Below are 12,957 nucleotides of genomic sequence, written 5' to 3'. Positions count from 1 at the left end.
GCGGGCACCGTCGAGGAGCTGGCGGCCCTGCAGCGGCTCGTGGACGACGGCGCCTGCGTGCACGTCGCCGAGCAGTACCACCTGGAGCCGCTGGTCGGGGCGCAGCTCGCGGTCGCCCGCTCGGGGCTGCTGGGCACCGTGACGGACGCGCACGTCGCGGTGGCCCACGACTACCACGGCCTCAGCGTGCTGCGCCGGGCACTTGGCATCACGTTCGAGGACGCGGTGATCACCGCCCGGCGCGATGCACGCCGGGTGCTGCCGAGCCCCAGCCGCGCGGGCGATCCCGAGGACCTGGACCTCGTCGACACGGTGCACGCGACCGCATGGCTGGAGTTCGGCGGCCGGCTCGGTACCTACGAGTTCGACGACGTCCAGTACCGCTCCTGGGTCCGCTCCCCCGCGCTGTCGGTCCGTGGTGAGCGCGGCGAGCTGCGCGACGACGTCGTGCGGCACGTCGGCGCCGACGCGCTTCCCCGGCGTTCCAGGCTGGAGCGGGTCGCCGCGGGCGGTGCCGGCAGTCACGAAGGCCTGTACCTGCGCGGCTACACGCTCGACGGCGAGTGGCTGTACCGCAACGAGTTCCGCCCCGCGCGCCTGCCCGACGACGAGCTGTCGATCGCACGCATCGTCGCCGACATGGCCGACCACGTGCTGGAGGGGGCGCCGGCGCCGTACTCCGTGGCCGAGGCCGCGCAGGACCAGTACCTCCAGCTCGAGGTGCGGGCCGCCGCCACGTCGGGCGAACGGGTGCGGACCCAGCCGCAGCCATGGGCCGCCGGACAGGCCTGCGGTCACTGAGACCTAGTATCGTTTGACCTGAGATCCAGTACCGGAGCACCATGGAACCATGACTCAGACCCCAGGTGTGACGGCGCCCGACTACGACGTCTCGCAGCCGCTCGACATCGACTTCGCCGGTGCCTTCGCCGACGTGACGGAGGAGGAGCGGGCACACCAGCTCGCCGTCCGCCGGTTCGTGCAGGACGAGGTCCTGCCGGTCATCGACGGCTACTGGGAGCGGTACGAGGTCCCGATGGACCTGGTCAAGCGCATGGCCGAGCTGGACTTCCTGCGCGACGGCGTGGACGTGCCCGGCTACCCGAAGATCTCCAAGATGGCCGAGGGCCTGGCCGCGATGGAGATGTCACGCGGCGACGGCTCGGTCTCCACCATCTGCGGCGTGCAGGGCGGCCTCGCGCTGCGCTCGATCGTCATGCTCGGCTCCGACGAGCAGATCGAGAGGTACGCCGGCCCCATGGCCCGGGGCGAGCTCCTCGGCGCGTTCGCGCTCACCGAGCCGACGCACGGCTCGGACTCGGTCGGCCTGGAGACCTCCGCGGTCAAGGAGACGCGGGACGGCGTCGAGGGTTACGTCATCAACGGCGAGAAGAAGTGGATCGGCCTCGGCTCGGTCGGCGACATCTCGGTCGTGTGGGCACGTGGTGAGGACAACCAGGTGCACGGCTACATCGTGCCGCAGGACGCCCCCGGCTACGCGGCGACGACCATCGAGGGCAAGGTCTCGCTGCGCGCCATCCACCAGGCGCACATCGTGCTGACCGACGTGTTCGTCCCGGCCGAGAACCTCCTGCCGAAGGCCCGCACCTTCAAGGACACCGCGCGCGTCCTGTTCGCGACCCGCCTCGGCGTCGCCTGGCAGGCCGTCGGCCAGGCCGTCGCGTGCTACGAGTCGGCCGTGGCCTACTCGAAGCAGCGGACGCAGTTCGGTCGCCCGCTGGCCGCGAGCCAGATGGTGCAGGAGCGCCTCACCACGATGCTGTCGACCCTCACGCAGATCCAGCTCCTCGTGAAGCAGATGACGCGGCTCGACGAGGCCGGGCAGCTCACGGGCCCGCAGGCCTCGCTCGCCAAGTACACCTGCACGCGGGGCGCCCGCGAGATCGCGGCGGTCGCCAGGGACCTGCTCGGGGGCAACGGCATCCTGCTGGAGAACCGCGTGGCCCGGCACTTCACCGACATCGAGGCCCTGCACACGTACGAGGGCACGGAGAGCGTGCAGGCGCTGATCATCGGTCGCGAGATCACGGGCACCAGCGCGTTCGCCTGACCGCTCCGCCGGCAGGCCGGGGGTAGGGGAAACCCCACCCTCGTGCCGTGGGGCGGCAGCATGTCGCCGGGCCGCGTGTCGGCCTAGTGTCATGCACATGACCAGCGATGATGGCCCGACGCCGCCCCGGCCCCGCACCCTCGAGGACCGCGTCGCGCCCGCCCTCGTCTCGGCCCCCGCGTTCTTCAGGGCGCCGTACGACGCAGCCACCTGGCGCGCCTTCGCCGCCCTGGCCGTCGGCTGGATCTGGCATCTGACGGGCGGGGTGGTCCTGTGGGTCCTCGTCACGGTGTCCGCCGGCCTCGTCCCGGCGCTCGGCGTCGGGGTGCCGCTGCTCGCCGGGGCCCTGATCGGCGCGCGGTGGTTCGGCGGGGTCGAGCGTGCGCGCCTCGCCGCCCAGACGGGGCTCACGATCCCCGCCCCGCCGCCGCTCCCCGTGCCCGCCCGGCGCGGGCTCCGGTCGACGCTGTGGGCGCCGGCCCGCGACAACCGCGCGTGGGCCGCCACCCTCTACGCCTTCCTCGCGATGCTGGTCAGCTCCGTGTTCTTCGCCACCGCCGCCGCGCTGGTCGGCGGGGCCGCCGCCGCCCTCGTGTTCGCGCTGCTCGGCAGGGACAGCGCCCTCGCGAGCTGGTCGGGCCTGTCATGGGCCGCCACCGTCGTCGGTGCGGTCGGCGGCGCCGTCGTGCTCGTGTGGGTCGCCGCCGCCCTCGCGCAGTACGGGTCGTACCTCGTCCTGCGCCTCGCGACGTCCCTGCTCGGGCCGTCCGCCGCGGACGTCGCCCGCGCCCGCGCCGCCGTCGCCGAGCACGAAACGCGGCTCGCCGAGGCGTCAGCGCACACCGCGCGGGAACGGGCAGTGGTCCTCACCGAGTCACGCACCGCGGTCGTCTCGGCGGCCGACACCGAACGGCGCCGCATCGAGCGCGACCTGCACGACGGCGCCCAGCAGCGCCTCGTCGCCCTCGGTGTCGAGCTCGGTGTGGCCCGCCGGCTGGCCGACAAGGATCCCGAGCACGCGGTCGCCGCCCTCGAGCTCGCGCACCGCGAGATCAAGGAGACGCTCGCCGAGCTGCGCGACCTGGTGCGCGGCATCCACCCAGCGGTCCTCTCCGACCGCGGGCTCGACGCCGCGCTCTCCGCCCTGGCGGGACGCAGCCCGGTGCCCGTGCGCGTCGAGGTCACGGGCGACCTGTCGCCCGCGAGCGCCGCGGCGCAGGCCGCCGCCTACTTCGTGGTCGCCGAGGCCCTGACCAACGTCGCCAAGCACGCCGGCGCGGACTCCGTCCGGGTGACAGCGACCCTCGTGCCCGACGACGACCCGGTGCGCCTGCGCGTCACGGTGCACGACGACGGCCGCGGCGGGGCCGAGCTGTCCCACGGCAGCGGCCTCGAAGGCCTGCGCGGCCGGGTCATGGCCCTCGACGGCACGTTCGAGCTCGACAGCCCGCCCGGTGCGGGCACCCGCCTGACCGTGGAGGTGCCGTGCGCATCGTGATCGCCGAGGACTCCGTCCTCCTCCTGGACGGCCTCACGCGGCTGCTCGCCGCCGAGGGACACACCGTGACGGGGTACGGCACGGCGGACGAGCTCGTCCGCGCGCTCTCCCTGCCCGACGCCGAGCTGCCGGACCTGCTCGTCACGGACGTCCGGATGCCGCCGTCGCACACCGACGAGGGGCTGCGCGCCGCCGTGCACCTGCGCAGCCTGCACCCCGACCTGCCGGTCCTCGTGCTGTCGCAGTACGTGGAGCAGAGCTACGCGACCGAGCTGTTCGCGCGCGGCGCCCGCGGCCTCGGCTACGTGCTCAAGGACCGCGTCGCCGACGTCGACGAGTTCCTCGACGCCGTAACCCGGGTGTCCGGCGGCGGCACCGTCGTGGACCCCGAGGTGGTCACCCAGATCATCGCGCGCCACCCCGGCTCCGACCTCGACGTCCTGACGCGGCGGGAGCGCGAGGTGCTCGCGCTCATGGCCGAGGGCCGCTCCAACGCCGCCATCGCGGACCGCCTCGTCGTGGGGCTGGCCGCGGTGGAGAAGCACGTCACCAACATCCTGAACAAGCTCGGCCTCCCGCCCGCCGCCGACGACCACCGCCGGGTGCTCGCCGTGCTGCGCTGGCTCGACCAGAACGGATCCCGCTCATGAACCAGCCGTACCCCCAGGACGCCCCGGTCCGCGCCGACGCACCGGAGCCGCGGCGTGGCGCGACAGGCAGCGTTCTGGCGGCCGCAGGCATCACCCTCGCCGTCGTGGTGATCGTCCTCGGCGCACTGTTCCTGACCGACCTGACGATGTCGGAGACCCGCACCACCCACCGGTCCTACGACGCCGTCGACACCGTCGAGCTCGTGGCCGACGGCGACGTCACAGTCACCGCCGCCGAGGGCGACATCGAGGTCGACGTCATAGCGCACAGCGGCCTGCGTGAGCCCACGTACTCGGCCGACGAGTCCGCGAGCCGGCTCGAGCTCACGCACCGGTGCGGGTGGTTCATCGCCCTGCCACGCTGCTCGGGTGCGCTCGACGTCGCGCTGCCGGCCGGCACCGAGGTCGTGATCCGCACGGAGAACGGCGACATCGTGGCGACCGGCCTGGCCGGCGACCTGTCCCTGGACACGAGCAACGGCGACGTCGAGACCACGGGTCTCACCGGCCCGCTGGACGCCCGCTCCAGCAACGGCGACATCGAGATCACCGGCTCCCGGGCCGACGTGGACGCCTCGACGTCGAACGGCGAGATCACGGTCGCCGATGTGGACGGCACGGTCACCGCCGACAGCAGCAACGGCGAGATCACCATCGACTCGGTGACCGGCGACGCCTCGGCGGACACCAGCAACGGCTCGGTGGAGATCTCCGGGGTCGGCGGCGACGTCTCCGGCGTGTCCAGCAACGGCAAGGTCACGGTCGTCGGCGACGGCGAGCCGGTCGCCCTGACCATCAACACCTCGAACGGCGACCAGATCGTCGAGGGGACCACCGACCCGAACGCCGAGCGCACGGTAGTGATCCGCAGCTCGAACGGCGACGTGGCCTACCTCGGCGGTTAGTACCAGGCAGCAGTACCGGGCAGGTCCGACATCCAGCACGTGCAAGGATGTGGCCGTGCCGAGCGCGTCAGACATTTCGCCAACGCCCAAGCCAACGCCCCAGCCAGCCCCCAAGGCCGTGGGCAAGGACATCCTGCGGTCCGCCAACCACGTGCTCACCTCGTGGCCGGCCCTGTGGATCGGCTTCGTGCTGGCCCACGCCTGGATCCTCCTGCAGGCGTGGGTCTTCGAGCCGCAGATCCTCGGCGACGTGGGTCTGTACGAGTGGTGGGTCCGCAACGGCCTGGGCACCGGGTCGTGGCCGGTCTTCGACTACGACTGGGTCTATCCGCTCGGCGCGCTCGCGCCCATGGTGGTTCCCGCGCTGTTCACCGACTCCACGCACGACTACGACTGGGTGTGGATGGCCCTCGTCACCGCCGCGAACGCCGGTGCGGTGCTGGTACTCGGCCGGGCACGCCCGCGCGGACGGGTCGCCGTCTGGTTCTGGCTCGCGTTCCTCGTGGCGCTCGGACCCATCTGGATCGGCCGGCTCGACGGCCTGCTCGCGCCGATCATCCTCGTGTCACTGCTCGTCGCGGCCCGGCGTCCCGCGCTCGCCATGGCGCTGGCGACCATCGGCGCCTGGATCAAGATCGCCCCGGGTGCGGTGGCCCTCGCGCTGGCCGCGACGGCGTCGGGCGCCAAGGGGTTCGTCCGGAACGTGGTGCTGCCGGGCGCCGCGGTGTGCGCGGTCGTCGTCGGTGTGGCCGTCGTGGGCGGCGCGCAGGACAACGTCCTCGACGTGTTCGGGGAGCAGGGCGACCGCCAGCTCCAGGTCGAGGCGGTCGGTGCGACGCCGTTCACGGTGGCACGGCTCTGGGACCCCTCGATCCGGGTCGAGTACGACAACGTCATCTACACGTACGAGGTGCAGGGCGCCCAGGCCGACGCCGTCGCGCAGGCGCTCGACGTCGCGCTCCCCGTCGCCGCGCTGCTGATCGCGGCGCTCGTCTGGTGGGCGGCACGTCGCCGGCCCGACCGCGTGGGTGACGTCCTGCTGATCGGTGCCACCGCGGAGCTGCTGGCCCTCATCGTCTTCAACAAGGTGGGTTCCCCGCAGTTCATCGCGTGGATCGGGCCGCCCATCGCCGCGGCGATCGCGCTCGGGACCCGCAGCCAGGGCACCCGCCGCACCTGGTTCCTGCCCGCTCTCGGCACCGTGGTGGTCGCCAGGCTCACGATGGAGATCTACCCGCTCCAGTACGGCGAGTTCCTCGGCGGGTTCCCGCTGGCCACGACCATCGGAGCCCTGCGCAACGTGCTTCTCGTGGCGCTGATGGTCGGGGCGATCGTACGGCTGGTTCAGGTCGCCTGGTCGCGTCGGGCGGTCTCCAGGACGAGTTGAGGGGCCGTCCAGGAGGTTCGTCGTGCCAGTTGCACGATGGCTCGGTTACGGTCGAGAACGTGACAACGCTGTGCAGCGGTTACCGTCTCGACGCCACCCGTTCCTCGGCTCGCCGCACTAAAGACTCCGTGCGGACATCGACGACCGGCAAGTTCGTAACGTGCGAGTAGCCATCGTTGCGGAGAGTTTTCTCCCGCAGGTCAACGGGGTCACGAATTCCGTCCTGCGGGTTCTCGAGCACCTGCACGAGCGGGGGGACCAGGCAATGGTCCTCGCGCCCGATGCCGACGCCTCGATCGGACATGTCCCTCCCTTCGTCAGCGGCGCCCCGGTCGTCGAGCTCGGCTCCATCGGCTTTCCCGGGTACCCGGACGTGCGGCTCGTCGTCGGCAAGAAGTGGCGCACCGAGCGCACGCTGGCGACCTTCGCGCCCGACGTCGTCCACCTCGCGTCGCCGTTCATCCTCGGGTGGCGCGGCATCCTGGCCGCCGAGCGGCTGCGGCTGCCGAGCGTCGCCGTCTACCAGACCGAGGTGCCCGGCTATGCGGCACGCTACGGGCTGGGCGGTTTCGAGCCGCTGCTGTGGAAGCGGGTCAAGGACATCCACGACCGCGCGACGATGACGCTCGCGCCGTCCACCGCGACCATGCGGCAGCTCGAGGAGCACGGCATCCCCAACCTGCGGCTCTGGGGCCGCGGGGTCGACACGGAGGTGTTCCACCCGCGGTTCCGCGACGAGGCGTGGCGCCGCAAGGTCGGCGCCGGCCGCGAGATCCTCGTGGGCTACGTGGGCAGGCTGGCCGCCGAGAAGCAGGTCGAGGCGCTGCGTGTGGTGCAGGACCTGCCGGGCGTACGGCTCGTGATCGTCGGCGACGGGCCCGAGCGGGAGCACCTGCAGCAGGTTCTCCCGGAGGCCCACTTCACGGGCCTGCTGCGCGGGGCCGAGCTGTCGCGGGCGATGGCCGGCCTCGACGTGTTCGTGCACCCGGGCGAGCTCGAGACGTTCGGCCAGACGCTGCAGGAGGCGCACGCCAGCGGGGTCCCGGTGGTGGCACCCGCAGCGGGTGGTCCGCTGGACATCGTGCGGCACTCCCACGACGGCTGGCTGTACCCTCCGGGTGACCACGAGGCGCTCCGCGCCCGCGTCATCGACCTGGTGGGCGACGAACGCAAGCGGCGCGCCTTCGGCACCTCGGCTCGCGAGCGTGCCGAGGGCCGCACGTGGCACGACATCTGCTCCGAGCTCGTCGGCCACTACGAGGACGCGGTCCGGGTGCACGCGAGAGCCGGCTCAGCGGAGGTCTGACTTGCGAATCGTCCACGTCGCGAACTTCTACAGCCCTCGTTCCGGGGGTATCCGAACCGCTATGCACGCCATCGCCGGGCAGTACCTGTCCCGGGGTCACGAACCCGTGCTGGTCGTGCCAGGCAGGCGGGACGGCGTATCGCTCGTGGACGGCGTCCGGGTGGTCAGCCTCGCCGCGCCGCGCGTGCCGTTCTCCGGCGGCTACCGCGCGGTGGTGCAGCCGGGCAAGATGCGGGGCCTGCTCGAGACCCTCGCGCCCGACCGGCTCGAGGTGAGCGACCGCACCACCCTCGCGGGGCTGGGCGACTGGGCCCGTGAGGCCGGCGTCCCGTCGCTGATGATGCTGCACGAGCGGGTCGACGGCGTGCTGCGCTCCTGGTTTCCCGGCGCCGCGGCGGGCGGTGCGGCGGCCACGTTCGGTGCGGCCGCGGCTCCGGCCCTGGCCGACCGGTACAACCTCGCCACGCTCACCCGGTTCGACCGGCTGGTGGCCACCACCCACTTCGCGGCCGGCGAGGTGGAACGCCTGGCCGACCGCAACCGGTCCGCGGTGCTCCCGCCGCTCTACCGGGTACCCCTCGGCGTCGACCTGGAACGGTTCCGGCCCGACCGGTACTCCGACGAGGCCCGCGCGCTGTACGCACCGCCCGGCACCGCGCTCGTCGTGCTCGCGAGCCGCCAGTCCGCGGAGAAGCGCCCGGATCTCGCGATCGACGCCGCCGCGCAGCTCGTGCGGGACGGCCGGCCCGTGCGCCTCGTCGTCGCGGGGGCCGGGCCGCTCCTGCCGAAGATGCGGCGCCGGGCCGAGGCCGCAGGCCTGCCGCACCGGTTCCTGTCGTTCGTCCCGGACCGCGACCGGCTCGCAACGCTGCTGTCCTGCGCCGACGTCGTCATCGCCCCCGGGCCGATCGAGACGTTCGGGCTGGCGGCGCTCGAGGCGCTGGCCTCCGGGACGCCGGTCGTCTGCAGCTCGTCGAGCGCCCTGCCCGAGGTGGTCGGTACGGCCGGCGCCGCCGCAGCCCCGAACGCCGCCGCGCTGGCCCTCGCCCTGCACGACGTACTGGACCGCGACGTGCCCGGACGGCGCAAGGCCGCCCGAGCGCGTGCGGAGCTGTTCCCGTGGAGCGCCACCGGCGACGCGATGCTCGGGCTGCACTCGCGCGGGGCCTTCGACCTGACACCGGACCCGCTGCTGCCCGAGCTGGGCCCTGTGGGGCATCGGTGAGATGACGCCGCCGGCGGGACGTGAGCGCGGCTTCCGACTCGTCGCCCTCGGCGACTCGATCACCGTTGGCGTCGGCGACACGGTCGGTCCCGACGCCGTGCACGGCCCTGGCTGGGCAGCGCATCTCGCCACGGTCCTCGGCGCGGAGACGTTCACCAACCTCGCTACCGAGGGCGCCCGCTCCCGCGACGTCGTCGGCACGCAGCTCGACGCCGCCCTGGCGCTACGGCCGCACCTCGCCACCGTGCTGGTCGGCGGCAACGACGTGCTCCGCAGCGACTTCGACGCCCGGCACACGCTGGCGGACCTGCACCGGTCCGTCGGCGAGCTGTGCCGCGCCGGTACCGACGTCGTCCTCGTGCTGCTGCCGGTCATCGGCCTGTTCGAGCTCGGCCCGCGGCTGGTGCGACGCGTCATGCGGCGCCGGGTGGCGGCGATCAACGCGGCGGTGGAGGAGGTCGCGGGCTCGGCACCCGGGCGGGTCGTCGTCGTGGACGCCGCGCGGGCGATCGCCCCCGCCGGGCACCGCGCCTGGCACGTCGACCGGGTGCACCCCTCAGCAGCCGGGCACCGGCTGCTCACGCTGAGCGCCGCGATGGTGCTGGCCGATCTCGACGCCCGGTACGCCGTCACGACGAACATCCCGGTCGACGGCAGCACCTCGGCCACAGCATCCGCCGTCGGACAAGCGACAGCCAGGGCGAGGATCGACGCCCTCGCCGCACGCCTACCCGGGGCGCCCGACCCGCCGTCGGTATGGCAGCGTCTGGCCTGGCTCGTCAAGGCCGGGCTGCCCTGGTGCCTGCGCCGGGGCCGGGACTTCCTGCCCGGGCTGCTCCGCGCCGTCGTGCACGACCTGCGGGCGGAACAGGCATTCACGCCCGGCGGCATGGTGACGAGCCTCGCCGACTCAGGCCTGGACCCCCGCCGCCGGATCGGCGGGGGCTGACCAGGCTCGCCTCAGGCCTGCGGTGCGGCCTCGCTCCCCGAGCCACGCCGCGGCCGCATCGCGTCGATGATCCGGGTCCAGTTGTCGCCCCCGTGACCGTTGTCGCGGACCCAGGTGTAGTACGCCTGGACCGCTGCGGGAAGGGCCGTGTCGACGCCGACCGCCTCGCTCGCGGCGACCACGTGGTCCGCCGTCGCGCCCATCATGGTGGCCGTGCTCAGGTCGCCGGGGTGCTCGCCCGCTTCGATCTGGGCGCCCGGGCTCCCGCCGGCCGCGAGCATCTCCCCCACGCCGACCAGCGTGAGCATCAGCTCCTCCAGCGCCGCCGACGCCGTGACCCCGCTGGACTCCAGCAGTGCCGTCGCGTGCATGAGCGACGCGAGAGAGGTCAGGAACACGTCGAGGTTGGCCAGGTACATGAGCTGCGCCAGCCCCAGGTCCTCCCCGAGATACCGCGGCGCGCCGATCGTCGCGAGCGTCTCCCGGTTGGCCTCCATCAGGTCGCTCGGGCCGCTGTAGTAGACGTACGCCGCCTCGGTGCCGACCATCGGCGCGGGCGTCATGACGCCGCCCGTCAGGAAGCGAGCACCGTGCCCCTCCGCCCATGCGGCACCCTCGCGGGTGCGCTCCGGCGAGTCCGAGCTGAGGTTCACGAGCGTCCGGCCCGCGAGCGCCTCCGCCGCGGGGCCCAGGATGTCGTGCATAGCCTGGTAGTCGGTGAGGCTCAGGATGACGAGCTTGCTCGCCGCGAGGGCGTCGGCGGGCGTGGCGGCGAGGGTGGCGCCGGCCGCGACGACGTCGGCGGCCCGGCTCGGGGTCCGGTTCCAGACGGTGACCGGGTGCCCCGCACGCAGCAGGGCGTGGACCATCGCCTGGCCCATCGGGCCGAGGCCGATCAGAGTGACGGGTGCGTTCATCGGTGGGCCTCCGTGAGTTCGGTGCTGTCCGTGCTGCGGGTGTCGTGGTCGGTGCGATCCGTGCGGTCGGCCCGGAGGCTCTCGTAGATCCTGGCGAAACCCTCGGCGCCGTGCCCCTGGGCGATCTGCTCGCTGATCAGCTCCTGTACCGCGGCGATCGGTGTGGGCGCGACGCCCTGCTCCTCGCTCGCGCGCACGATGTGGCTGAGGTCGGAGAAGTCCAGGCTCTGCTGACCTGGGACGGTGTAGTCGCCGCCGTCGATCACGCGCGCGTCGAGGGCGAAGCCGAACGTCATGGCGCTGAGGAACGGCGTGGCGCGCGCCGCGAAGTCCGTGGCGCTCATGCCCGCGGAACCGGCCATCGCGGCGCCGTGGAGGAACCCGGCGAACATCGTGTACATACCCGAGAGGAGCGCCAGGTCGAACAGCGAGGCCAGGCCCGGGTCCGCACCGTCGTAGGTGCTCGTCGCCCACCGGTCGATCACCGGCCGGACGGCGTCGAAGACCGCCCGGGTTCCGCTGTACAGGATCGAGGCCTCCGGGGCGCCGATCATGTGCGGGGTCGCCATGATCGCCCCGTCGAGGTAGGCGACGCCGTGCCCGGCCGCCCAGGTGGCCAGCTCGCGCGCCTCGTTCGGCGTGGTGGTCGTCAGGTTCACGAGCGTGCGCCCCCGCAGCTCGGCGACGACCGGGTCGAGGGTCTCGTGCACCGACGCGTGGTCGAACAGGCAGGCGATGATCAGCTCGTTGGCCGTGACGGCCGTGCTGACCGCCGGCGCCGCCTCGGCGCCCCGCGCGCTCAGGCCGGCGGCGCGGGCGGGAGTGCGGTTCCAGACGGTCACCGCGTGGCCGGCGTCGAGCAGGGTGGTGGCAAGAGCGCTGCCCATCGCACCCAGGCCCAGCACCGTGACGCCGGTGCCTTGGGGTTCGGTCATCGAAGATCTCCTCGGTAGGTCGGTACGTGACCATGCTCGGCGAGGGACGTACGATCGAGGAAGTACCCACTATTTACTGGGGTACTTACCGTTTGGTGCGTACCCGGTCCCACATCCTGACGAGGAGCGCCCGATGGCGATGTCACCGCGTAACGGCCCCTACATCTGCGGCATCGATGCGGCGCTCGACGTCGTCAGCGGCAAGTGGAAGGGGCTGATCCTCTGGGAGCTCGACGAGCACGGCGTGCGCCGGTTCGCCGAGCTGCGGCGCGGCCTGCCCGGCGTCAGCGAGAAGATGCTCACGCAGCACCTGCGCGAGATGGAGGCGGACGGGCTGGTCCGCCGTCAGGTCTACGCGGAGGTGCCGCCGCGCGTCGAGTACTCCCTCACCGAGCACGGCCGGACGCTCAACGCCGCCCTCGCCCCGCTCGGCGACTGGGGTGTCGAGCGGATCCGGCGGGAGCGGTCGGACCTGGTCGAGCACCGTGACGCCGCGGCGCTGCCGCGGCCGTGAGGGTCACGCCAGCGGCAGCAGCCCGCGCTCGGTGAACACCTTCCTGGCGACGCCGACGGCGTTCAGCGCCCGCGGGAACCCGCAGTAGACGGAGCTGTGCAGGAAGACCTCGATGATCTGCTCCGGGGTGAGCCCGACGTTGAGCGAGGCGCCGACGTGCACCTCGAGCTGCGCCTCGCTGCCGCCGAGGGCGGTGAGGATCCCGAGGGTCACGAGCTGCCGCTGCTTGGGCTTCAGCCCTGGCCGCGCGTAGATGTCGCCGTAACCCCACGCGACGATCTGGTGCCCGAGCTCGGGCGCGATGTCTGCCAGGGAGTCGATGACGTTGTGGCCGGGGTCGTCATGGACGGAGTCGAGGACCTTCTTGCCGGACGCGAATCGTTCCGCACGCACCGCATCGTTCTCGGTCATCGTCCTTCTCTCTCTGAGCTGCCGGCACGGGTGACGTGGGCTCGATTGTCGATGCAGGAGCATGCGCTGCTGGGCGCGGCCCCAGTCCAGCCCATCACCCGGCCGTTGCGCAAGATGTCTGCGCAGGTCAACAGGGCTTTCTTTCACCCGCTCGCGCGCAGGCGACGCCGGGCCCGGGCGGTTGCTGTC

The 12,957-nt window shown here is 72.8% G+C and carries 13 protein-coding genes; 10 read left to right on the top strand and 3 right to left on the bottom strand.

Annotated elements, in window-relative coordinates; genetic code table 11:
- From ACFWE2_RS05520 to ACFWE2_RS05480, 9 genes are all read left to right on the top strand, one after another.
- The coding region (locus ACFWE2_RS05520) for a gfo/Idh/MocA family oxidoreductase (protein WP_377223210.1) at positions 1 to 801 on the top strand (801 nt) is incomplete at its 5' end.
- Positions 802 to 850: 49 nt separating this feature from the next.
- Positions 851 to 2,071: an acyl-CoA dehydrogenase family protein gene (locus tag ACFWE2_RS05515; protein WP_377223209.1), complete on the top strand. Its 1,221-nt coding sequence runs from the start codon at positions 851 to 853 to the stop codon at positions 2,069 to 2,071.
- A 97-nt stretch (positions 2,072 to 2,168) separates the two neighbouring features.
- Entirely contained in the window at positions 2,169 to 3,569 is a 1,401-nt protein-coding gene (locus ACFWE2_RS05510; RefSeq protein WP_377223208.1) for a histidine kinase, read from the top strand.
- A complete protein-coding gene (locus ACFWE2_RS05505; RefSeq protein ID WP_377223207.1) occupies positions 3,557 to 4,219 on the top strand; it encodes a response regulator in 663 nt (220 codons plus the stop codon). Before ACFWE2_RS05510 ends, ACFWE2_RS05505 begins: the two co-directional genes overlap by 13 nt.
- Positions 4,216 to 5,124, top strand: a complete 909-nt coding sequence (locus ACFWE2_RS05500) for a DUF4097 domain-containing protein (protein ID WP_377223206.1) — start codon at positions 4,216 to 4,218, stop codon at positions 5,122 to 5,124. The genes ACFWE2_RS05505 and ACFWE2_RS05500 overlap by 4 nt, the downstream gene beginning before the upstream one ends.
- 118 nt (positions 5,125 to 5,242) lie before the next feature.
- Positions 5,243 to 6,511, top strand: coding sequence for a hypothetical protein (locus tag ACFWE2_RS05495; protein WP_377223205.1), 1,269 nt, complete (start codon positions 5,243 to 5,245; stop codon positions 6,509 to 6,511).
- Positions 6,512 to 6,671: 160 nt separating this feature from the next.
- Positions 6,672 to 7,817 (top strand): glycosyltransferase family 4 protein, encoded by a 1,146-nt coding sequence (locus tag ACFWE2_RS05490; RefSeq protein ID WP_377223204.1) that lies wholly within the window; start codon positions 6,672 to 6,674, stop codon positions 7,815 to 7,817.
- A 1-nt stretch (position 7,818) separates the two neighbouring features.
- A complete protein-coding gene (locus ACFWE2_RS05485; RefSeq protein WP_377223203.1) occupies positions 7,819 to 9,042 on the top strand; it encodes a glycosyltransferase in 1,224 nt (407 codons plus the stop codon).
- Between the two features lies 1 nt (position 9,043).
- Positions 9,044 to 9,991 carry an SGNH/GDSL hydrolase family protein gene (locus ACFWE2_RS05480; protein WP_377223202.1) on the top strand — a complete coding sequence of 316 codons (948 nt, stop codon included), beginning with the start codon at positions 9,044 to 9,046 and terminating at the stop codon, positions 9,989 to 9,991.
- Positions 9,992 to 10,002: 11 nt separating this feature from the next.
- On the opposite strand, the gene ACFWE2_RS05475 is transcribed toward ACFWE2_RS05480, so the two are convergent.
- Both ACFWE2_RS05475 and ACFWE2_RS05470 read right to left on the bottom strand, forming a co-directional pair.
- Positions 10,003 to 10,908, bottom strand: a complete 906-nt coding sequence (locus ACFWE2_RS05475; RefSeq protein ID WP_377223201.1) for an NAD(P)-dependent oxidoreductase — start codon at positions 10,906 to 10,908, stop codon at positions 10,003 to 10,005.
- Positions 10,905 to 11,843 (bottom strand): NAD(P)-dependent oxidoreductase, encoded by a 939-nt coding sequence (locus ACFWE2_RS05470; RefSeq protein WP_377223200.1) that lies wholly within the window; start codon positions 11,841 to 11,843, stop codon positions 10,905 to 10,907. Before ACFWE2_RS05470 ends, ACFWE2_RS05475 begins: the two co-directional genes overlap by 4 nt.
- A gap of 133 nt (positions 11,844 to 11,976) precedes the next feature.
- Between ACFWE2_RS05470 and ACFWE2_RS05465 the strand changes: the two genes are divergently transcribed.
- Positions 11,977 to 12,357: a winged helix-turn-helix transcriptional regulator gene (locus ACFWE2_RS05465; RefSeq protein ID WP_377223199.1), complete on the top strand. Its 381-nt coding sequence runs from the start codon at positions 11,977 to 11,979 to the stop codon at positions 12,355 to 12,357.
- A 3-nt stretch (positions 12,358 to 12,360) separates the two neighbouring features.
- On the opposite strand, the gene ACFWE2_RS05460 is transcribed toward ACFWE2_RS05465, so the two are convergent.
- Positions 12,361 to 12,768 (bottom strand): carboxymuconolactone decarboxylase family protein, encoded by a 408-nt coding sequence (locus ACFWE2_RS05460; protein WP_377223198.1) that lies wholly within the window; start codon positions 12,766 to 12,768, stop codon positions 12,361 to 12,363.
- Positions 12,769 to 12,957: the final 189 nt, after the last annotated feature.

Source organism: Promicromonospora sp. NPDC060271, assembly GCF_042726755.1.
Lineage (GTDB): Bacteria > Actinomycetota > Actinomycetes > Actinomycetales > Cellulomonadaceae > Promicromonospora.
This window is presented reverse-complemented; position numbering and strand designations above follow the sequence as displayed.